The sequence below is a fragment of the Planosporangium spinosum genome (genome assembly GCF_049999945.1).
Lineage (GTDB): Bacteria > Actinomycetota > Actinomycetes > Mycobacteriales > Micromonosporaceae > Planosporangium > Planosporangium spinosum.
Genome location: NZ_JBLYUB010000001.1, coordinates 257,567 through 277,002, shown reverse-complemented (window position 1 = coordinate 277,002; position 19,436 = coordinate 257,567). Strand labels below are relative to the sequence as shown.

Sequence of the window (19,436 nt, the reverse complement as noted above, 5' to 3'; positions counted from 1 at the left end):
TGTTGCCGGGAATGCGGGCCGGGCCGCCGGAGGTTGAGGCGGACATGACGACACTTGGATTGATCGGCAGTGGGAACATCGGCGGCACCGTGGCCAGGCTGGCTGTCGCGGCCGGGTACGACGTCGTCCTGAGCAACTCGCGCGGTCCCGAGAGCCTGCAGGAGCTGGTCGCGGTGCTCGGTCCCCGGGCCCGCGCGGCGACCCCGGCCGAAGCCGCGGCAGCGGGCGACCTCGTGGTCGTCAGCGTTCCGCTGCGGGCCTACCGCAGCGTTCCCGTCGAGCCGCTCGCCGGCAAGGTGGTGATCGACACCAACAACTACTACCCGCAGCGGGACGGGCAGATCGCCGACCTCGACGACGAGTCGACGACCACGAGCGAACTCCTCCAGCGGCACCTGCCGACCTCCCGGGTCGTCAAGGCGTTCAACAACATCTACTTCAAGCACCTGCTCTCGCTGGCCCGGCCGGCCGGGGCGCCCGATCGCAGCGCCCTGGCGATCGCCGGCGACGACGCGGACGCGAAGGCGACGGTGACCGCGTTCCTCGACGCGATCGGCTACGACAGTGTCGACGCCGGCCCGCTGGCCGAGGGCTGGCGGTTCCAGCGCGACACCGCCGCGTACGCCAACCTCTACTTCGGTCAGAGTCCCGAGGTCGGAGAGGCCGGCGTACCGGTCGGCGCCGACGCGGTGCGCTCGGCCCTGGCCGCCGCCCGCCGCTACGCCGACCTGAGCCGGGACTGACCCGGACCGGACCGTGGTGCCGGCGCCGCCCCGCCCGCTCCGGGCGCGGCGGCGCTCACCGCGGACCGTTCGCCGGACGTGCAGGTGCAGATCCTCCCGTCGGCCGATCAGACCTCGACAACCAGGCGGACCGACACCGTGTCGCCCAGTTCGAGCCCTTCGGCCTTCCGCACCCACGCCTTCACGGGCACGATGTACTGCCCGTTCTTGGGAAACAGCGACGTCTTCCACGCGGTTTCCCCGACCCGTGCCGTGACCGGGATCATGCCCCAGCCGTACGTCACCAGGGCGGACGCCGCTTCCAGCGCGCCGCATTCCTCATCCGGAACGGTGATGAAGTGCCACGGCGCGGGACCCTTCCAGAACCAGATCTCGCCGCTGAACTCCAGCTTCATCCGATCAGGATAGGTGCCGACGAACTCCTGCAGATGTGCTCATGCGTCCGGTTGCCCGCCAGAACCGGTGAGCGTGTTCCACACCCGGAGCGGATCTCGGGTACGCCCATGCGTTGGGTTCCACCACGCCGCAGTACGACCGAACGAGCGCGGTTCCGTCCGGCCACGGCGTTAGGTCGTGTTTCACGGTAGGCCGACTGTCCGCAGCTCGTCTGCGATATTGGGCGAGATCAGCGATGTGTGTCGTGTTGCCAGAGCCAGGGGTGGACCAATGGACCTGTCGACAACGCCGTCACCGCCAGGAAGCTGATCACTGCCTGAGAAGCATGGGCGACAGCGGACCCGGCCTGCAACGCGTAGACCGCGTACCCGTTGGCCAGTGCGTCAGTGACGAGTACGCATACCGCGAGGTAGAGACCGGCGGTACGTCGAAGCCAGAGGAGTATCGCTGCCAGCGGATCGGCTAGCGTCAGCGAGGTGAAGTAGATCGCGAGCCAGCTTGGCGCCCACGAATAGGGGTGGAAGCCCTGCGAGGCCAGCTGGACGACATGTACACCGGCACCGTAGCCAAGCACCAGAGCTTCGGCTCCTACGATGAGGCGGACACGTCGCGGCACGCCTTCCCATCGCTGCCCGAGCACCGCATCATGGTGCCAGCACGCTGCCACGTCGCAGACCTAGTGTCCTGAGTCGTCAATGTGTTGTTAGACAGTGGTATGGGTGACGGTCGCGGTCCGAAGCTGGCGTTGCTGGAGCTGACGCAGGTCGAGCGGGCGACGTTGCAGGGGTGGATCCGCCGGCAGAAGACCGCGCAGGCGTCGGCGACCCGCGCGCGGATCGTGTTGGCCGCGCCCCGACCCGCGCCACCCGCGTGGTCGTCGATCGACATCGAGTCGCCCAATGCGACATGAACAGGACCCACGACCGTGATGATCATCGGGGCGTGCCGGTTCGCCATCGGATTCCTCCCGGTGGTGCCAACAGATCTTGTCGTACGGGTGTGATGGGCTACGCCCATGCCCAGGTGTCAGGAACGGGAGGCTTCTCAGGTGGCGACCCCGACCGCGCTGACGCGGCCATGACCATGCTGGTGCGGCGATGACCACGCTGCACGACATCGCGCTGCTCAGACTGGTGGCGCAGCGTATCGCCGGGCCCGGTGCGGCGACCGCGGCCGACGCCGTGCGCTGGCAGACCGCCCTGCAGGCGCAGGACCTCAACGGGGCCCTCACCTCGGTCGCGCTGCGCACCGCGGCGGGCACCCGACAGGTCGTCGTGGCCGCGCTCGACGCCGGCGAGATCGTCCGGTCGTGGCCCATGCGGGGCACCCTCCACCTCGTCGCGGCCGAGGATCTGCCGTGGATCCTGCGGCTCGCCGCGCCGCGCGTGGTTGCCGGTGCCGCTGCCCGCCACGCTCAGCTGGGCCTCGACACGTCCACCCTGGAGACGGCCCGGGAGCTGGCCGTGAAGGCGCTGACCGGTGGCCACCGGTTGCGCCGTGACGACCTGCTCGCCGCCTGGAACGACGGCGGTCTGGTCACGGCGGGGCAGCGCGGCTACCACCTGCTGGCGCATCTGGCGCAGACCGGAACCGTGTGCTTCGGGCCGATGCGCGACGGCGAACAACTGCTGGTGCTCATCGACGAGTGGATCGCCCATCCGCGCCGCCCGGAGCGTGAGGAGGCGCTCGGTGAACTGGCCTGGCGCTACTTCCGCAGCCACGGCCCCGCCACGGTCAAGGACTTCACCCGGTGGACCAACCTGGTGGCAGCCGACGTCCGGGCGGGGCTCGCGCTCGCCCGCCCGCGGCTCACCCGTCTCGACGTCGACGGCGTGGAGTACTTCATGGACCCGCGGACCGCCGATCTACTGAAGACCTGCCGGCGCCGCGCGCGAGGCGTCTTCCTGCTCCCCGGGTTCGACGAGTTCATCCTGGGCTACGCCGACCGTCGCGCCGTCCTGCCCACCGAGTTCGCCGCCCGGATCGTTCCGGGCGGCAACGGGGTGTTCCGGCCGACGGTCGTCAGCGACGGCCGGGTCGTCGGAACCTGGAAGCACGCCGGCCACGGCGCGAAACGGACGGTGGCCGCGACGCCGTTCGTCGCGTTCCCGGACGAGGTTGCCGAGATGGTCCCGGAGGTGTATGCCAATCTGCCGTAAATACCCTCAGCGGTATCCGACCCGACCCGATGCGCTGATGCGCCCGCGCGTACCCCACCGGATGAATCGGTGGGGGGAAGTGGCAACGGTTACCAGGGTCGTGGTTAACAGATGCCACGACGGTTTCGTATGCGACTGACCAGTACTCGGCGACGAGGTGGAGACCGGTGCGGAACAAGACAGCAGAAGTCGACCGGTTCGTGGCGGCGTTGGTACACCCCTTGAAGGAGGGGGTGGAACAACTGAGAATCGCGATCCTGGACTCGAACGAACAGATCACCGAGCATGTGAAGTGGAAGGCACCCAGCTTCCGCTACGGAGGCGAAGACAGGGTGACCTTCAAACTTCACCCCCGGGACCGGCTCCAACTCATCTTCCACCGAGGTGCCAAGGTCAGAGACGACAGCCGGGACTTTGTGTTCCAGGACCACAGCGGCCTGCTGACGTGGGTCACGAACGACCGGGCCGGAGCCGACGCCGGTCGGCGGACCGGCGAGGTCCGGGCAGGTACCGAAGCCAACCCAGGACATGACCGAAGGGCGAGGAGATGACGAAGGTGACGTCCCGCGACGGGACGACGATCGCATGTGAACGGGTGGGCGAGGGGCCCGCCCTGGTCCTGGTCGACGGGGCGATGTGCTACCGGGCGTTCGGGCCGCTGCCGGCGCTCGCCCGGGTGCTGGCGCCCGACTTCACGGTGTACACGTACGACCGTCGGGGGCGGGGTGGCAGCGGCGACACCGCTCCGTACGCGGTCGACCGCGAAGTCGAGGACCTGGAGGTGGTGATTGAGGCGGCCGGCGGTTCGGCGTACGTCTACGGCATCTCGTCCGGCGCGGCCCTCGCTCTCACGGCGGCGGCGAGCGGCCCGGCGATCACGAAGTTGGCCCTGTACGAGCCGCCCTACACCGCCGAGGACGGCGACACCGCGCAGGTGGCGGCGTACAACCGGCAGATCATCGACCTGCTCGCGGCCGGCCGCCGCGGTGACGCGGTGGAGCGTTTCATGTCGGGTGTCGGCCTGCCCGCCGAGGCGATCGCCGGGATGCGGCAGTCGCCCGCGTGGCCGGTGTTCGAGGGCGTCGCGCCGACGCTCGCCTACGACTTCGCGGTGCTCGGCGACGGCACCGTGCCACGCGAACGGGCCGCGCACGTCACCGTGCCCACACTCGTCGCCGCCGGTGGCGCGAGCCCGGAGAGCCTGCGCCGCCCGGCCAAGGCGCTCGCTGACGCGATTCCCGGCGCCACGCACCGGGTCCTGGAGGGGCAGACACACGAGGTGTCGCCCGACGCGATCGCCGCCGTGCTGAGGGAGTTCTTCTGAGCAGCCACGCATGGCGCGGTCCTACACCTGACGGGAGGCTCCCTTGACGTACTCGACCCGGGTATCTCGGCACGTGAACGCCGCGCGTCCCGCGGTCTACCGGGCGCTGGTGGACGCGGATGCGATCGCGACCTGGCGGGTGCCGGACGGCATGCGCAGCCACGTGCACGAATTCGACGCCCGTGAAGGCGGTTCGTTCCGCGTCTCGCTCACCTACGACGCGCCGGACGCCAGCGGCAAATCCGCGGCGCACACCGACACGTACCACGGCCACTTCCGGAAGCTGGTACCGAACGAGCAGGTGGTCGAGGTGTTCGAGTTCGAAACCGCGGACCCGGCGTTCCGCGGCACGATGACGATGACGACCACGCTCACCGACACGGACGGCGGAACCGAGGTCCTCGTCGCGCACGACGGGATTCCCGACGGTGTGCCCGCCGCGGACAACGAGACAGGTACGCGCATGGCGCTGGCCAGGCTTGCCCGGTTGGTGGAGGCTGACGAGCGTTTCTAGCGGCGCGGTTGCGCATGGTCACCGGCAGCAGCCGCCGTCCGGACGCCGTGGATGGGCTATGGGAGCTGTCGAAGGACGGTGCGACCTGGAACCTCGACTTCGAGTGGAGCTACGTCCGTCGACGCTGGCGGAGCCGGGCGGATGCCGAAAGTGTCAGGCCACGGTGGTAAGACGGGGACATGTTTCTCGTTCATCTGTCGCACACCGGCCCGCACTGGGACATCGCCCGGCCGATGGAGGAGCAGAGCGGGTGGCTCGCGCATGCGTCCTACATGGACATGCTGGTCGACGAGGGGATCGTCGTGTTGGGCGGCCCGCTCGACGACATGCGCGTGGTGATCGCGATGGAGGTGGAGACGGAGAAGGCAGCCAGGGCCATCCTCGGCCGCGATCCGTGGAGCGGCACCCACCTGCGGATCGACCTGATCGAACCGTGGACGATCCGCCTCGACGGACGCCGGACGGTCGACCGGTAGCAGCCGTACCGCTCGAAACCGTACGCGCCGCGGAGGCCCCGGTCAGGACGGTCCGGCGATACGCGCGGCCGGTGGAACTGGACCTGATGGCACAGTTCGCCGGGCTGCGACTGGGCGACCGGTGGGCGGGTGGACGCGGGAGCCCACCACGAGCGAGAGCCGCCAGCACGATCAGATGCAGCAACAGCGCGACCGCGAGCCAGGACGGCATCGGCCGCGAGCGCGCGCCGAAGCTGAGCGCCAGCGCCACACCGGTGAACACGACCGGGCCGAGGAGGGCGAACAGGAACATCGGTTGATGATGGCCCTGTCGATCGATTGGAACGCCCCGACGAACGTCCGGTGCCCTGCCCCGAGACGGTCCATGCGGTTTGCGGACTGTGGGTCGACTCGATCTCCGTCGTGGGCCGCTACCGATCAGGGTGTGGCTCCGCCGACCCCGATCTCGTTGCCGCGGGGATCATCATGGCCGCGGTTCGTGTGGATCCCAGAAAGATGCCCGCGGCTCGGCAGAACGCCGGTCACGGGCATCTTGGTATTCCGTCGTATCCGCTCGTTTCTCCGATTACCGTCAGCCGTGCACCGCACGATAGCTGATCAGGTAGTCGCCGCTTGGACAGCTGACGTTCGACCACGGTCCATAGCCCGGGAGGATGAACGGCGGGAATTGCGTCGGCCCCCGCTGGGCGCCCGCGATCTTGCAGTAGCCCTCGGCCCAGTACGGACTGGACGAGTTGCCTGAGCACTGCACGCCGAACAGGACCGGGCCGACCCCGATCTTCGACAGCACCTGTTCTCTGCAGGACAACCCGAGAGGCTGTGGCGGACTGGCGGAGGCGGGTGTGGTGAGAACCGTTCCCAGGCCCGCGGTCAGAATTGCGGTGAGGCCGATGCCCACCGCCGAGCTACGCATGATCCTGCGCATGTTGAACCCCAGTCGTAATGATTGACGATCATCGAATAGATCGTTGTGAGTGAAAGTATGTGACGGTGCCGCCGGTAACGGCGTTGTCGGGTCGGAAAGCTGTCAGCGGTGTTCCCGACGCCGGTGCGCCTCATGGTCGCCGGGTGTGGGCTCGGTGGCTGATCGTGCCGACCGGGGAGTGAAGGCACGTAGCGTTCGGAACCCGCCGGTCCATGAGCGTGGATTTCGCGACCTCGCGCGTGCGGTTGACTCTCCCGTCAAGGGAGACCGGTGGCCCGGCCGGAGCCGACGGATACCTCGCGCGGGGCGGCCCCATCCGGACCCGTTGCGGAGACCGGGTGCTACAACGCTGTCTCCTGCTGGACCGAGCGGTACCAGTCGATCTTCTCCCGGATCCGGCGCTGCTCGGCACGCAGGTCGGCGATCTTCTGCTCGATCTGCCGGTCGTGCTCCTCCAGCAGGGCCACGCGCTCCGCGACGGTCTCGTCGCCGCCACGGGCGAGTTCGGCGTAGCGCAGCATGGCCGCGATCGGCATACCGGTGTCACGCAGGCAGCGCAGAATGCCCAGCCAGGCCACGTCGTCGTCGGTGAACACCCGCTGGCCGCCGGGCGTGCGGGCGATCCCGTCCAACAGGCCGATCCGCTCGTAGTACCGCAACGTGTCGAGGCTGAAGCCGGTCTTCCCGGCGACCTCACCGGGGGAGTAGTGCCGCATTCCGGATGACCCTCCGTACGAGTTCCTGCCGACCACACGGTGTCCGTGACGTGACCTGGAGCGCGCTTCAGGCGGCAGAATAACGCGCATCGACCGGCGACAGGGGAATCACGAACAGGGGAATCACGAGAGAAGACCGGACGTCACACGGTCCTCGGCGCGATGTACTTCGGTACCCACGTGGGTCGGTGAACCGGCTGGACGCCTCCAGCCTCCGGCCATGAGGACCATCAGCTCGTCGTCACCTGGCTGCGCGAGCATCTCGCGACGTAGGCGCTCCGCGGTGGCGTCGGGTCAGGCCCGGGATCCCGGCCGGACGTGACCATCGGCCTCCCCGGTCGGGACGGTACGCCCTGGGCAGGTGCGGCGTGGAGGGCGCATCGTGAAGGTGACCGGGCTGGAACGGGCGTGGTCAACACCACGCCCGTTCCGGCCCGGTTTTCGGCGAGGATCGGCAGGTGAACCGGCATGGCCGGGATGAGCGATCCCGCGCGGCACGGCAGCGCCCGGTTGCGGGCGGAGAGGACAGTGGACGGGATGCGAGTCGTCACCGAGGCAGAGCTCGGCAGGGTACTGGGTAGCGTTCCGGGTACGCCCCGGGTGGTGGCCAGCGGCAACCACGTCGCCCCGCTGCGGGCGCTGCGGGTACTCGACGCCGCGGTGGCGGAGTACCGGCTGCACATGCTCAACGCCCAGCCCGGTATCCCGGACCGGGAGGGTGTCACGTACGAGACCGCGTTCGTCGGCCCGGGCATGCGTGCGCACCCCCGGCTGTCCTACTTCCCGTGCCGGCTGTCGCTCGTGCCGTACCTGCTGCGCCAGCGCTTGCAGCCGGACATCGTGGTGGTGCACACCTCCCGCCCGGTCGACGGGGCGGTGAGCCTCGGGGTCGAGGTGAACATCCTGCCAGCCGCGATCGAGACGGCGCGGGCCCGCGGCGGGCTGGTCATCGCCCAGGCCAACGCGGCGATGCCGGTGACCTACGGCGACGCGGTGGTGAGCCTGGACGCGATCGACTACCTCATCGAGGTCGACGAGCCGCTCCCCGCACACGACCCGGCGCCGGTGGATGCCGTCGGCGCCGCCATCGGCGAACGGGTCGCCGGTCTCATCCCGGAGCAGGCGACCCTCCAGATGGGGATCGGCGTGATCCCCGACGCGACGCTGCTCGCCCTGCGGGAGCGCCGGGGCCTGCGGATCTGGACGGAGATGTTCAGCGACGGCGTGCTGGCGCTGGAGAAGGCGGGCTGTCTCGACCCGGACACTCCGGTCACCGCGTCGTTCTGCTTCGGCTCCGCCGAACTGTACGACTGGATCGACCGCAATCCCCGGGTACGGATGCTGCGCACCGAGAAGACCAACGACCCCGGCGCGATCGCGGCGCATCCCCGCCTGATGTCGGTCAACAGCGCCCTCCAGGTCGACCTGTTCGCACAGGCCAACGCGAGCCGGGTCGGCAGCCGCGTCCATTCGGGCTTCGGCGGCCAGACCGACTTCATCGTCGGCGCCATGCACTCTCCGGGCGGGCACGCGATCATCGCGCTGCGGTCGTGGCACCCGAAGGCCGACGTGTCCTCGGTCGTGCCGCTGGTGTCGGGGCCGGTCACGTCGTTCCAGCACAGCTACATCGTCACCGAGCAGGGCGTCGCCGAGATCTGGGGGCACGACTCGCTCGACCAGGCGCAGAACATCCTCGACCAGGCCGCGCACCCGGCCGCCCGGGACAGGCTGCGGGAGGCGGGCTGGGCGCTGGGGCTTCCGCTGCGCTGACCTCGGGACTCGTGACGCGCGGCCGGCCCGTGGCCCGGGTCGGCCCGTGGCCCTGGTCGGCCCGTGGGCCCCGGTAGACCACGGGCCCCGATCCTATCGGTCAGCGATCGTGCCGTGGCGCTCCGCTGGTGGGCCCGCCGGCCCGATAAAATCCGGCTGTGACGGACGAGTCGACCCTGACCCCGATGACCCCGTGGGGTGCCCCGTCGCTGCACCTGTCGTCGCTGTCCCAGGTACGGCTGGACGAACTGCTGCGCGAGCTGCTGGACCGGGTGGGCGAGGTGGCGGCGAGCCGGGAACGGCTGCGCGCCCTGCTGGACGCCGTCGTGGCCATCGGTACCGGCCTCGACCTGCACGGCACGCTGGAGCGCATCGTCGCGGCCGCCTGCCAGCTGACCGGCGCCCGGTACGGCGCGCTGGGGGTGATCGGCCCGGACCGCTCGTTGGTGGACTTCATCACCCAGGGCATCGACGCCGAGCAGCACGAGCAGATCGGCGACCTGCCACGTGGGCACGGGGTGCTCGGCCTGTTGATCGAGGAGCCACGCCCGATCCGGATGCCCGACATCACCGCGCACCCGCGGGCGTACGGCTTCCCCGACCACCACCCGCCGATGCACAGCTTCCTCGGGGTGCCGGTGCGTATCCGCGACCAGGTGTACGGCAACCTGTACCTGGCAGAGAAGCGGGGCGGCGGCCAGTTCACCGACGACGACGAGGAGCTGATGGTCGCCCTCGCCGTGGCGGCCGGTGCGGCGATCGACAACGCCCGGATGTACGCGCAGGCCGGTCGCCGGCAGCGCTGGATGGAAGCGGCCGCGGAGATCACGTCGGTACTGCTGGGGGAGATCAACCGGACCGAGGCGCTGCAACTGGTGGCCTCCCGCGCCCGTGAGGTCGCCGCCGCCGACCTGGCGCTGGTGACCATCTACGACGAGGCAGCGGACACGCTCACGGTGGAGGTGACCGCCGGGGAGGTGCCGACCGGACTGCTCGGTTCCAGCGTGTCGATCGAGCGCAGTGAGTTCGCGCCGGTCGTCGGGGAGCGGCACATCGCCGTGGTGGAAGATCTGGGCAAGGCCGCCGTCTGGCCGGTATCCATGGAGACCGGCACCGCGTTCCTGGTGCCGCTCGCGGCCGGGGGCGAGACGCTGGGTGCCCTCGCGGTGGCCTACGGCCGTGGCGGTACCGCCTTCGTCGAGGATCTCGACCTGGCGCTGGTCGAGACGTTCGCCGGGCAGGCCGCGCTGGCGCTGGAACGGGCCCGCGCCCAGGACGAGCGGGAGATGCTGGCGGTGCTCGGCGACCGTGAGCGCATCGCCCGGGACCTGCACGACGTGGTGATCCAGCGGCTGTTCGCGGCCGGCATGCAGTTGCAGGGCGCCACCCGCCACGCGGTGCGGCCGGAGGTGCGCGAGCGGATCGACGGCGTCGTCGACGCCCTGGACACGACGATCCACGATATCCGGGGCGCCATCTTCGAACTGCGCTCGCCGGCGGGGTCGGACGTGCGTACCCAGATCCGGGACGTGCTCGCGGAGGTACGCGAGCCGCTCGGATTCCGCCCGCAGTTGACCCTGGAGGGGCCGGTGGGCAGCGGACTGCCCGAGCCGGCCGCCACCGCGCTGCTGGCCGTGCTGCGGGAGGCGCTGTCGAACGTCGCCCGGCACGCCCATGCCACGTCGGTAGAGGTCCACGTCGCCCTCGGCGGTGGCCACCTCACGCTGACCGTCGCCGACAACGGCGTCGGGATCGGCGATGCCAGCCGTACCAGCGGCCTGGACAACATGCGCCGGCGCGCCGAGGAGCTGGGCGGTACGTTCACGGTGTCGGCCACCCGGCCGCACGGCACCACCGTGACCTGGGCGGTGCCGGCCTGACCGGTCCCGCCGGCCGGGCCGAGCGGCCCCCTAGGACCGGGCGAGCGGCCCCCTAGGACCGAGCGGGCGGCCCAGGACCTGCCGAGCGGCTCCCCTAGGACCGGCCGAGCAGCTTCGAGGCCAGGACCGCGGCCTGGGTGCGCCGTTCCAGGCCGAGCTTGGCCAGCAGGCTGGACACGTAGTTCTTGACCGTCTTCTCGGCCAGGAACATCCGCTGGGCGATCTCCCGGTTGGTCAGCCCCTCGGCGACCAGGCTCAGGATGCGTCGTTCCTGGTCGGTGAGGTTGCGCAGTTCGTCGGGCTGCTCCGGGCCGCGGCGGATGCGCTCCAGGACCCGGGCGGTGACGGCCGGGTCGAGCAGGGACTGGCCGGCGGCGACCCGGCGGACGGCGTCGACGAGGTCGGTGCCCCGGATCTGTTTGAGGACGTACCCGGCGGCGCCGGCCATGATCGCGGCGAACAGGGCCTCGTCGTCTTCGTACGAGGTCAGGATGAGTGCCTGGATGGCGGGGTCGACCGAGCGGACGTCGCGGCAGACGTCGATGCCGCTGCCGTCGGGTAGCCGGGCGTCGAGGACGGCGACGTCGGGGCGCAGGGCGGGGATGCGGTGCGCGGCGTCGACGGCGGAGGCGGACTCGCCGACGACCTCGATGTCGTCCTCGGCTTCGAGCAGGTCGTGCAGGCCGCGCCGGACGACCTCGTGGTCGTCGAGAAGATACACCCGGATCATTCGTCGTTTCTACCGCATCCGCGGGCCGGACCGGCTTCGTGGAGACCCGAACCGCATTATTTGTCCGACTTATCTCCCGAGTGGAACGGGCCGGATGGCCCTGCGGCGGCCGTAGCCCCCTGCGTCAGGGTGGAGCACGGGAGGTGGTCCGGATGGCTATGATCCAGTTCACCGAGCCGATCGCAGCCCGGCAGGGGCGCCCGGCCACCCGCGCGCTGACCCAGGCCGCCGTCGCCGCGGGACGAGCGCCATCGATCTTCAACAGCCAGCCGTGGCGCTGGCGTATCGCCGACGACGCTGCCGACCTGCGCGCCGACCGGCAGCGCCAGCTCCGTACCGCCGACCCTGACGGCCGGCTGCTGACCATCAGCTGTGGCGCCGCGCTGCATCACGCGGGTGTCACGCTGGCCGGTGGTGGGTTCGCCACCGAGGTCGCCCGCCTCCCTGACGCCGGCGATCCCGACCTGCTGGCCCGCATCCGGGTCACGGGCACCACCGGTCCACCGCGGCGACAGGCGGTACGCCTCCAGTTGGCGATGGCGCTGCGCCACACCGACCGTCGCCCGTTCGCCGACGTGGAGGTACCCGCAGCGGCGTTGGACCGGTTGTGTGTCGCCGCCGATGACCACGGGGCGCATCTGCGCCTGCTGCATCCGGAGGAGGTCGTCACGCTGGCGGTCGCCGCGGCCCGGGCCGGTGAGACCGAGCGCGCCGACCCGCGGTACCGGGCCGAGCTGGCGGCCTGGACCGGCCGGTGCGGCGACAGCTCCGACGGGATCCGGCCGGCCACGGCGGCCCGGCACGAACAGCGGCCGGTACCGCTGCGCGACCTGGACCCCGGCGGCCTGCCCAGCGCGGAGACGTCCGAGCTGGTGGACCGCCACGCCCGTTACGGCATCCTGTACAGCGATGGTGACACCCCGCTGTGCTGGATGACTGCGGGGGAGGCGCTGTCGGCCGTCCTGCTGACCGCCACCGCGGAGCGGCTCGCCGCCTCACCGATCAGCGAGGTGATCGAGGTACCGGCCGCCCGCGCACTGCTGCGGGACCTGCTCGGCGGTGCCGGGTACCCGATGGTCGCGCTCCGGTTCGGGGTGCCCGCCGACGGCCCGCTGGCGACCGCGGCGCGCCGCGCGTCCGCCGAGGTGGTGGAGCGCTCCGGTTGACCCGACCCGCGCGGGGTAGAAAAGTGATTGGATCCCGTCGCAGCGGGGAAACGGCCGGTGAAGGACGATCGATGATGCAGACGCACGAGAGCGACGTCGCGACACTGCGCGCCGCCGTCGAGGCCGCACGCACCGCCCCGTCGGTGCACAACACCCAGCCGTGGCGATGGCAGATCAGCGACGATCGGACCCTGCGCCTGTACGCCGACCGTGGCCGCCAGCTGGAGGTCGCCGACCCCGACGGCCGGCTGCTCACGGTGAGCTGCGGCGCCGCCCTGCACCAGGTCCGGCTGGCGTTCGCCACGGCCGGTTGGCAGGTGGACGTGCAGCGGCTGCCGGATCCGGCCGCGCCGGACCTGCTGGCCACCGTCACGGTCGTCGGGTGCGGTGAGCGTGACGAGCACGCCGAGGTGCTGCTGGCCGCGACGGCGCGGCGGCGCACCGACCGGCGGCCGGTCGCCGATCGGCCGGTCGACCAGGCGGCGCTGGACAGCGTCGCCGCCGAGGTGGCGGCCGAGGGTGTGCGGCTGTACCTGTTGCGCGGCGACCAGGTCGTCGATCTGGCCGCCGCGATGTCCGCCGCCGACCGTACCGAGGTCGGGGAGGAGGCGCACCGCGCCGAGATCGCCCACTGGGTGGGCGGCGAGCGTCCGGACGCGACCGGCGTACCGTCGGCCGCCGTGCCCCAGCAGCCGCCCCAGACCCAGGTGCCGGGGCGCTACTTCGGCCCGCCCGGCACCCTGCCCGTCGACGGCGGCCACGACGTCGCCGCCGTGTACGCGATCCTGCACGGCGACGGCGACGGCCCGATGGACTGGCTGCGGGCCGGCGAGGCGCTCAGCGCGGGCTGGCTCACCGCCACCGTGCAGGGCCTGTCCGTACTGCCGATCAGCGCGGTGGTGGAGGTGCTGGCCACCCGGTTGGCGCTGCGCCGGATGCTGTCCGGCCTCGGGTACCCGTACCTCGCGCTCCGGCTGGGCTATCCCGACCCCGAGGCCCCGGAACCACCCGTCACGCCGCGCCTGGCGGTCGACGAGATCGTCGAGGGCTGACCGCCGTCCCGCCCGGCCGGGTCAGGTGGCCGGTGTGACGATGGCCGACGCCTCCCGGAGCAGAACGCCGACGTCCTCGCCCCAGTGCGACGCGATGACGAGGTCGCGGTCCGGATCGACCCAGAGCAGGTGGCGGCCGAGATTGCCGCGCGCGCACCGGCCGCTGGCCGGCGCGGTGGGGAACACGCGCTGCCGGGTGTTGAGCCACCACAGGTACCCGTAGTCGGGGTTCCGGTCGCACGGCTGCCAGGTCGCGTCGATCCATTCCTCGCTGAGCAGGCGCCGGCCGCGCCACCGGCCGCGGCGCAGGTACAGCACGCCGAGACGGGCCAGGTCGCCGGCCGACGCCCACAGCCCGCCGCCCCAGTGCGCGCCGCCGCTGACCACCGGTACCCGCCGTCCGCCGACAGCCACGAACGCGTTGCGGTACCCGTGCCAGGACCAGGTCGGCGACGCGCCGATCGGATCCATCAGTTCCTCGCGCAGCACGTCCGCCAGTGGCCGCCGCCAGAGCAGGGTCAGCGCCAGGGCCAGGAGGTTCACCCGTACGTCGTTGTAGGCCCACCGGTCGCCGGACCGGGTACCGGGCGGGTAGTCCCCGCTCTGCGCGTCCACCCGCGACGGCTTGCCCCACAGCTCCCCGTCCCAGCCGCTGGTCTGCTGCAACAGGTGGTGCCAGGTCACCTCGCGGGCGTCCGGGCCGGTGAACGCGGGGTGATCGACGGCCGCCGCCACCGGGGCGTACGGGTCGGGTAGCAGGCGACGGTCGTAGGCCAGCCCCGCGACGGTCGACAGCACGCTCTTGGTGGCGCTGAAGCACATCTCGGCGATCGAGCAGTCGCCCCACCTGGCGGCAGTGCGGCCACGGTGGACGATCATCCCGCTGGCACCGGCTCCGGGCCGCAGCGGGCCGATCACCTCGCGGTGCGACAGGTCGCGTACCCCGGCCGCGAGGTAGCCGGCCATGTCGTCGATACCGCTGGTAACCCGCAGTGCCTGCCGGTCGCACGCGGCCTGCAGGGCGCGTACCACGTCGTCGGTGTCCGTCCCGCGCGTCACCCGGTCAGTCTCGCCGCCGGCCGCACCCGGCACGAGACCCGGACGGGATGAACTGCGGCACAGCCGCCGAGCGCCGCATAGCCCGTGCCCCCGCGGCGCGTGTGGTCCGCGCCCGTGACGGTCACGTGCCGCCGTCGCCGGCGCAGTACGCCCCCCGGACCACCACGACCGGGCAGTTCGCGTGGTACACGCAGTACTGGCTGACCGATCCGAGCAGCACGCCGATGAAGCCGCCGTGCCCCCGGCAGCCGAGCACCAGCAGGTCGGCGCCCTCGGCGGCGCGCAGCAGCTCGAACGCCGCGTGGCCCTGCACCACCCGGGAGCGGATCGCCACCGTGGGGTGGTCGCCGCTGACCGCGGTGAGCGTTTCGGCGAGCATCTGCTCGCCGGCCTTGCTGAGGGCCTCGGCCTCGTCTCCGGTGTCGACGACCGGCGCCATCCCGGCGTAGGTCGGCAGTTCCCAGGCGTTGACCGCGTCCACCGTGGCGCCGGTCAGCGCGGCCTGATCGATCGCCCACCGCAGCGCGTGCCGGGACGACTCGGACCCGTCGACCCCGACCACGATGCGGCGGTCGGTTGCGCTGTTGGTCATACCTGAACGTTCGTCGCCTCCGCCCGTGGCCGGCAGGGCCCAAGGACCCGTACCGGGTGGTTCCTTCGCCGCTCGGTACGGTGCACCGCCGCCGGTGGTCGGCGAGATCGTCCGCCACGGTCGCCGGACTAGACTCAGGGTGGGTCGCGTCGAGGAGCACGCCCGTCCAGCAGCTCAGCAGCTCAGCAGCTCAACATCCCAGCCGGGAGAGATTAGATGATCTTCATTACCGCGAAGTTCCGGGTCCTGCCCGAGTACGCCGACCAGTGGCCGCAGATTGCCGACGAGTTCACCCGGGCGACCCGCGCCGAGCCGGGCTGCCTGTGGTTCGACTGGTCCCGCAGCCTTGCCGACCCGACCGAGTACGTGCTGGTCGAGGCGTTCCGCGACGACGAGGCCGGCGCGGCGCACGTACAGTCGGAGTACTTCCGGAAGGCGCAGCAGACCCTGCCGCCGCACCTCGCCGAGACGCCCCGGATCGTCAACGTCACGGTCCCGCAGGACGACTGGTCCCTGCTCGGCGAGATGGCGGTCCCCGAGCGGCGCTGAGCCGCGCCGGATGGGTCCGGCCGGTGCCCGGAGTGCGGACACCGGCCGGGTGGCGACGGTCAGGGATAGCTGACCACGTTGACCGGGACCGTGGCGGTGCCGGTCGCCGCCCCGCCCACGTCGTTGATGACGTGGGCGATGGTGCCCATGCCGCCCAGGGATACGGTGAGCAGGTCGTGGAACCTCACGCCGGCCCGGTTGGGCGCCTCGAAGCCGTGTTCGGCCACGATGGACGGGTCGGCGGTGAAGTTGCAGTAGCTGCCCATGCCCCAGGCCTCGTGGCTGGTCACCGAGTCCGCCACCTTGTAGGCCGCGTACCCCCGTGCGTCAGAGCGCCACGCGGACTGGCTGGGCGGGTCGTACGGTAGCTCGTTCTGGAAGAAGATGGTCCGCCCGCCCTGACCGTTCCAGATCACCTCGTACTTCTGGTAGTGCTCGACGAACAGGCCGAGCGCGGTCACGTTGTTGCCGTTGACGATCAGACCGGTGTCGGCGGTGTTGACCGTCCAGCCCACGCCCGAGCCGTGGTCGGCGCGCCAGGCCCAGATGTGGTCGATGAGCGCGTTGCTGCTGTTGACCACGAGGCTGGTGGTCGCCTTCCCGGCACCGGCGCCGCCGATGCGGAAGAAGACGTCCTGGATCGACGTCGGGTTGGCGGCGTGGTTCGCCGTCGAGCCCGACGGGCCGATCTGGAGCAGCACCGGCGAGTTCACCGTGCCGGCGTCGAACAGCAGGCCGGCGACCTTGACCCCGTCGACGTCGGCGACGGTCATCGGTACCACGCCGTTGTCCGGGATCAGGGTGGCGTAGCCCAGGCCGAGGACGACCGTGTTGGCGCGGGTCACGTTGATGGTCTGGTTGACGTGGTAGACGCCGGGCGTGAACAGCAGGTTCAGGCCCTGGGCCAGTGCGCGGTTGATGGTGGCGGCCGAGTCACCCGGCTTGGCCACGTAGAACTGGGACAGCGGGATCGATGAGCCCGGAGTGGACCCACCGCTCCAGGTCGTACCCTGCGAGTTCGTCCGCAGCGACGGCACGAACACGCTGTAGTTGCCGCCCGCGTCGGCGTACAGGTACGGCTTCTCCCGGCTGACCGGGGTCTGCGCGAGCACGGTGTACGGCGGGTTCGGGAAGCTCTGCGCCGGGGCGCCGGCCACGCCGGAGAACACCATGTTCCACACCCCGTTGGTCCAGCCGCCGATCTGGCTGTCGCGGGTGTACCACTGCTGTTGGGAGTACGGTCCGACGGTACCGTCGATCTTGCTGTCGGCGATGTAGCCGCCGCTGGCCCAGCCGTAGCCGTTGGGTGCCAGGTTCAGGCCGCCGCGCACGTGGACCCGCCGCATCGGGGCGGCCTGCGCCACCGCCCACCGGTCGGTGCCGTTGACCGGCACGACCGCCAGGTTCTCCACCGAACGCCAGAAGTTCTGCGTGGCGTTGCCGTTGAACCAGCCGGCGTCGACGGTGACGTCGCCGTTGATGGTGACGTCGTCGGGGTTGCGGCCCAGGCCGGCGATCGACGTGTAGAAGCCGATCTGGGCGTTCAGGCCGCTGTAGGTGCCGGGCTTGAACAGCAGCGCGTACCGCTCGCTGCCGAACTGGTTGCGCTCCTGCTGGGCGAAGACCTGGTCCAGTCGGCTCTGGATGCTGGCGCTCGACATGGACGGGTCGAACACGACCACGTTCGGGCCGAGCGAGCCGCCGCCGGGCAGCGGCGGGCCGGTCGGCGTCGACGTCGGGCCGGGGTTGCCGCCGGTGTCGCCGTAGACCTGGAACTCCCACAGCGAGTAGCCGTAGCCGGTGGCCCGGGCGGTGCCGTACATGCGCACGTACCGGCCGGTGCCGCTGACGTTGAGGGTCTCGGTGCCGCCGGTGCCCGTGGTGGTCGAGTAGATGGTCGTCCAGGTGCTGGCGTCGCCCGACACCTGGATCTGGTACGCCTTGCCGTACGCGGTCTCCCACTGGAGCACCACCTGGCTGATGGTGGCCGTGGTGCCGAGGTCGACCTGGAGCCACTGCGGGTCGGAGAACGCGCTGGACCAGCGGGTGCCGGTGTTGCCGTCCACGGCCGCCGAGGCCGGCGTACCGCCGTTCTCGGTCGACGACGCCGTCGCCGGCTTGCCCTGTGACAGCAGCGTCGTGGCGGCGTTGGCCCACGGTGTCGCCGTCACGACGTAGCAGGCGACCAGGGCCAGGGCCGCCGTGACAACGGCGAGGAGGTAGGCGGATCTTCGGAGGCGGACCGCCGGTGCGGACACGAACTGCATGGACATCTCCCTGGGATGGGGTGTGGCCGGACGTGACGCGCGTCGGCGCGGCCGGCATGTGGGGGGAGCGCGGGGCCGGGGTGGCCGGCCCGGAAGGTGGTGTGGTGCGATGTGCCATCGATAATTATGGCTCTTTATTTAACTGTCAAGATAAGTCGCGGAAACGTTGGCGTGATGAAAGAAGGGCAGGTGGAGGGCGCGGATGGCCGCACCCGGCCAATCGCTCGCCGTCGATGCGTGGGCTACCTCAGGCGGCGCCCGGGTCCGGCCGCGGCGGCTCGGCCCCGATCGCGTGCAGGTAGGCGAGGTTGTCGCGGGTGCGCTCCGCCAGCGGCACGACCGTGGAGAAATCCTCCACCGTCACCCAGCCGTCGTAGCCGGCGGCGCGCAGGGCCCACAGGTACGACGCGAGGTCCGCCTGGCCGTCCCGCAGCGGCGCCCACGTGGGCGTCCACACCGCCGAGCCGTCCGGGGCGCGCCCGTCCGGGCGCCACGCGACGTTCTTGACGTGCACGTGCGCCAGGTACGGGCCGAGCATCCGGAACGCCGCCGAGGGGTCCTCGTAGCCCTCGATGACCAGATTCCCGATGTCGTGGATGACCCCGACGCGCGCCGGGTCCAACCCGTCGACGAGCCGGACGGCCGCGGACGCCGACGCGACGATCGTGCCGTGGTGCAGTTCGACGAGCGCGGTGACCCCGTGGTACGCCGCCCGGCCGGCGACCCACTCCAGGTCGCGCCGGGTGGCGTCGAACAGGTCGCGGTAGTCGCCGTCGCTGACGCCGGGCATGGTCACGCGTACCCGTCCGGCGCCGAGCGCGGCGGTGACCGCCAGCATCCGCTCGACGCCGCGCCGGTCGTGGCAGCGGACGTACCCGCCGATGCCGGAGAACTCCAGCCCCGCCTCGCGGGTGATCCGCGCGATGGCGGACACGTTGTCCTCCAGGCCGGTCAGCGGCCAGGTCGCGCGGTTGCCGGACCAGAACCCGGGCTCGGGGGCGTCGTCCTGATCGGTGACGCGCCACTCGATCCCGTCCCAGCCCTGCCCGGCCAGGATCGTCGCCGCCTGGACCGGGGTCCACTCCGGGGTGGACGCGGTGAAGACCGAGAACCTCACG

At 71.2% G+C, this 19,436-nt stretch carries 21 protein-coding genes; 12 read left to right on the top strand and 9 right to left on the bottom strand.

The features are described 5' to 3' along the window. The first annotated feature begins 44 nt into the window (after positions 1–44). Positions 45–743, top strand: a complete 699-nt coding sequence (locus tag ACNTMW_RS01265) for an NADPH-dependent F420 reductase (protein ID WP_426631416.1) — start codon at positions 45–47, stop codon at positions 741–743. A gap of 107 nt (positions 744–850) precedes the next feature. On the opposite strand, the gene ACNTMW_RS01260 is transcribed toward ACNTMW_RS01265, so the two are convergent. Together ACNTMW_RS01260 and ACNTMW_RS01255 are read right to left on the bottom strand one after the other, a co-directional pair. Beyond that, positions 851–1,138: a DUF1905 domain-containing protein gene (locus ACNTMW_RS01260; RefSeq protein ID WP_426631415.1), complete on the bottom strand. Its 288-nt coding sequence runs from the start codon at positions 1,136–1,138 to the stop codon at positions 851–853. 230 nt (positions 1,139–1,368) lie between these two features. Further along, positions 1,369–1,779: a hypothetical protein gene (locus tag ACNTMW_RS01255; RefSeq protein ID WP_426631414.1), complete on the bottom strand. Its 411-nt coding sequence runs from the start codon at positions 1,777–1,779 to the stop codon at positions 1,369–1,371. 75 nt (positions 1,780–1,854) lie between these two features. Here ACNTMW_RS01255 and ACNTMW_RS01250 point away from each other — a divergent pair, with 75 nt between their 5' ends. From ACNTMW_RS01250 to ACNTMW_RS01225, 6 genes are all read left to right on the top strand, one after another. Beyond that, a complete protein-coding gene (locus tag ACNTMW_RS01250; protein WP_426631413.1) occupies positions 1,855–2,049 on the top strand; it encodes a hypothetical protein in 195 nt (64 codons plus the stop codon). A 187-nt stretch (positions 2,050–2,236) separates the two neighbouring features. After that, entirely contained in the window at positions 2,237–3,298 is a 1,062-nt protein-coding gene (locus ACNTMW_RS01245; protein ID WP_426631412.1) for a winged helix DNA-binding domain-containing protein, read from the top strand. A gap of 167 nt (positions 3,299–3,465) precedes the next feature. Then, the gene (locus ACNTMW_RS01240) at positions 3,466–3,849 is read left to right on the top strand and encodes a DUF1801 domain-containing protein (RefSeq protein ID WP_426631411.1); all 384 of its coding nucleotides are present in this window, start codon (positions 3,466–3,468) and stop codon (positions 3,847–3,849) included. After that, complete coding sequence (locus ACNTMW_RS01235; RefSeq protein WP_426631410.1) at positions 3,846–4,622, top strand: alpha/beta fold hydrolase; 777 nt, start codon at positions 3,846–3,848, stop codon at positions 4,620–4,622. The genes ACNTMW_RS01240 and ACNTMW_RS01235 overlap by 4 nt, the downstream gene beginning before the upstream one ends. 43 nt (positions 4,623–4,665) lie before the next feature. After that, complete coding sequence (locus tag ACNTMW_RS01230) at positions 4,666–5,136, top strand: SRPBCC domain-containing protein (protein ID WP_426631409.1); 471 nt, start codon at positions 4,666–4,668, stop codon at positions 5,134–5,136. 179 nt (positions 5,137–5,315) lie between these two features. Further along, positions 5,316–5,612, top strand: coding sequence for a YciI family protein (locus tag ACNTMW_RS01225; protein WP_426631407.1), 297 nt, complete (start codon positions 5,316–5,318; stop codon positions 5,610–5,612). A gap of 571 nt (positions 5,613–6,183) precedes the next feature. On the opposite strand, the gene ACNTMW_RS01220 is transcribed toward ACNTMW_RS01225, so the two are convergent. After that, on the bottom strand, positions 6,184–6,525 hold the full coding sequence (locus ACNTMW_RS01220; RefSeq protein ID WP_426631405.1) for a hypothetical protein: 342 nt from the start codon (positions 6,523–6,525) through the stop codon (positions 6,184–6,186). Between the two features lie 353 nt (positions 6,526–6,878). After that, entirely contained in the window at positions 6,879–7,253 is a 375-nt protein-coding gene (locus ACNTMW_RS01215; protein WP_426631404.1) for a MerR family transcriptional regulator, read from the bottom strand. A gap of 537 nt (positions 7,254–7,790) precedes the next feature. On the opposite strand from ACNTMW_RS01215, the gene ACNTMW_RS01210 reads away from it, so the two are divergent. Both ACNTMW_RS01210 and ACNTMW_RS01205 read left to right on the top strand, forming a co-directional pair. After that, positions 7,791–9,023 carry an acetyl-CoA hydrolase/transferase family protein gene (locus tag ACNTMW_RS01210; protein ID WP_426631403.1) on the top strand — a complete coding sequence of 411 codons (1,233 nt, stop codon included), beginning with the start codon at positions 7,791–7,793 and terminating at the stop codon, positions 9,021–9,023. A 185-nt stretch (positions 9,024–9,208) separates the two neighbouring features. After that, on the top strand, positions 9,209–10,903 hold the full coding sequence (locus ACNTMW_RS01205; RefSeq protein ID WP_426631722.1) for a sensor histidine kinase: 1,695 nt from the start codon (positions 9,209–9,211) through the stop codon (positions 10,901–10,903). A 94-nt stretch (positions 10,904–10,997) separates the two neighbouring features. Here the strand turns inward: ACNTMW_RS01205 and ACNTMW_RS01200 are convergent, their stop codons facing one another. Next, the gene (locus ACNTMW_RS01200; RefSeq protein ID WP_426631402.1) at positions 10,998–11,633 is read right to left on the bottom strand and encodes a response regulator; all 636 of its coding nucleotides are present in this window, start codon (positions 11,631–11,633) and stop codon (positions 10,998–11,000) included. A 152-nt stretch (positions 11,634–11,785) separates the two neighbouring features. Here ACNTMW_RS01200 and ACNTMW_RS01195 point away from each other — a divergent pair, with 152 nt between their 5' ends. Together ACNTMW_RS01195 and ACNTMW_RS01190 are read left to right on the top strand one after the other, a co-directional pair. Beyond that, positions 11,786–12,799, top strand: a complete 1,014-nt coding sequence (locus ACNTMW_RS01195) for an Acg family FMN-binding oxidoreductase (protein ID WP_426631401.1) — start codon at positions 11,786–11,788, stop codon at positions 12,797–12,799. 71 nt (positions 12,800–12,870) lie between these two features. Next, complete coding sequence (locus ACNTMW_RS01190; RefSeq protein WP_426631400.1) at positions 12,871–13,851, top strand: Acg family FMN-binding oxidoreductase; 981 nt, start codon at positions 12,871–12,873, stop codon at positions 13,849–13,851. 21 nt (positions 13,852–13,872) lie between these two features. On the opposite strand, the gene ACNTMW_RS01185 is transcribed toward ACNTMW_RS01190, so the two are convergent. Continuing rightward, positions 13,873–14,910, bottom strand: a complete 1,038-nt coding sequence (locus tag ACNTMW_RS01185; protein ID WP_426631399.1) for a serine hydrolase domain-containing protein — start codon at positions 14,908–14,910, stop codon at positions 13,873–13,875. A gap of 121 nt (positions 14,911–15,031) precedes the next feature. Continuing rightward, positions 15,032–15,502, bottom strand: a complete 471-nt coding sequence (locus tag ACNTMW_RS01180; protein WP_426631398.1) for a universal stress protein — start codon at positions 15,500–15,502, stop codon at positions 15,032–15,034. Between the two features lie 216 nt (positions 15,503–15,718). Here ACNTMW_RS01180 and ACNTMW_RS01175 point away from each other — a divergent pair, with 216 nt between their 5' ends. Then, positions 15,719–16,051: a putative quinol monooxygenase gene (locus ACNTMW_RS01175; RefSeq protein ID WP_426631397.1), complete on the top strand. Its 333-nt coding sequence runs from the start codon at positions 15,719–15,721 to the stop codon at positions 16,049–16,051. A 59-nt stretch (positions 16,052–16,110) separates the two neighbouring features. Here the strand turns inward: ACNTMW_RS01175 and ACNTMW_RS01170 are convergent, their stop codons facing one another. Both ACNTMW_RS01170 and ACNTMW_RS01165 read right to left on the bottom strand, forming a co-directional pair. Continuing rightward, positions 16,111–18,324: a discoidin domain-containing protein gene (locus ACNTMW_RS01170; RefSeq protein WP_426631396.1), complete on the bottom strand. Its 2,214-nt coding sequence runs from the start codon at positions 18,322–18,324 to the stop codon at positions 16,111–16,113. Positions 18,325–18,565: 241 nt separating this feature from the next. Further along, on the bottom strand, positions 18,566–19,435 hold the full coding sequence (locus ACNTMW_RS01165) for a sugar phosphate isomerase/epimerase family protein (RefSeq protein ID WP_426631395.1): 870 nt from the start codon (positions 19,433–19,435) through the stop codon (positions 18,566–18,568). Position 19,436 lies beyond the last annotated feature (1 nt).

What these genes read in the sequence shown, in the direction of transcription:
- ACNTMW_RS01265 (WP_426631416.1), top strand. Translation starts at nt 45, where the DNA reads ATGACGACACTTGGATTGATCGGCAGTGGGAACATCGGCGGCACCGTG.
- ACNTMW_RS01260 (WP_426631415.1), bottom strand. Translation starts at nt 1,138, where the DNA reads ATGAAGCTGGAGTTCAGCGGCGAGATCTGGTTCTGGAAGGGTCCCGCG.
- ACNTMW_RS01250 (WP_426631413.1), top strand. Translation starts at nt 1,855, where the DNA reads ATGGGTGACGGTCGCGGTCCGAAGCTGGCGTTGCTGGAGCTGACGCAG.
- ACNTMW_RS01245 (WP_426631412.1), top strand. Translation starts at nt 2,237, where the DNA reads ATGACCACGCTGCACGACATCGCGCTGCTCAGACTGGTGGCGCAGCGT.
- ACNTMW_RS01235 (WP_426631410.1), top strand. Translation starts at nt 3,846, where the DNA reads ATGACGAAGGTGACGTCCCGCGACGGGACGACGATCGCATGTGAACGG.
- ACNTMW_RS01225 (WP_426631407.1), top strand. Translation starts at nt 5,316, where the DNA reads ATGTTTCTCGTTCATCTGTCGCACACCGGCCCGCACTGGGACATCGCC.
- ACNTMW_RS01220 (WP_426631405.1), bottom strand. Translation starts at nt 6,525, where the DNA reads ATGCGTAGCTCGGCGGTGGGCATCGGCCTCACCGCAATTCTGACCGCG.
- ACNTMW_RS01215 (WP_426631404.1), bottom strand. Translation starts at nt 7,253, where the DNA reads ATGCGGCACTACTCCCCCGGTGAGGTCGCCGGGAAGACCGGCTTCAGC.
- ACNTMW_RS01210 (WP_426631403.1), top strand. Translation starts at nt 7,791, where the DNA reads ATGCGAGTCGTCACCGAGGCAGAGCTCGGCAGGGTACTGGGTAGCGTT.
- ACNTMW_RS01205 (WP_426631722.1), top strand. Translation starts at nt 9,209, where the DNA reads ATGACCCCGTGGGGTGCCCCGTCGCTGCACCTGTCGTCGCTGTCCCAG.
- ACNTMW_RS01200 (WP_426631402.1), bottom strand. Translation starts at nt 11,633, where the DNA reads ATGATCCGGGTGTATCTTCTCGACGACCACGAGGTCGTCCGGCGCGGC.
- ACNTMW_RS01195 (WP_426631401.1), top strand. Translation starts at nt 11,786, where the DNA reads ATGGCTATGATCCAGTTCACCGAGCCGATCGCAGCCCGGCAGGGGCGC.
- ACNTMW_RS01190 (WP_426631400.1), top strand. Translation starts at nt 12,871, where the DNA reads ATGATGCAGACGCACGAGAGCGACGTCGCGACACTGCGCGCCGCCGTC.
- ACNTMW_RS01180 (WP_426631398.1), bottom strand. Translation starts at nt 15,502, where the DNA reads ATGACCAACAGCGCAACCGACCGCCGCATCGTGGTCGGGGTCGACGGG.
- ACNTMW_RS01175 (WP_426631397.1), top strand. Translation starts at nt 15,719, where the DNA reads ATGATCTTCATTACCGCGAAGTTCCGGGTCCTGCCCGAGTACGCCGAC.
- ACNTMW_RS01170 (WP_426631396.1), bottom strand. Translation starts at nt 18,324, where the DNA reads ATGTCCATGCAGTTCGTGTCCGCACCGGCGGTCCGCCTCCGAAGATCC.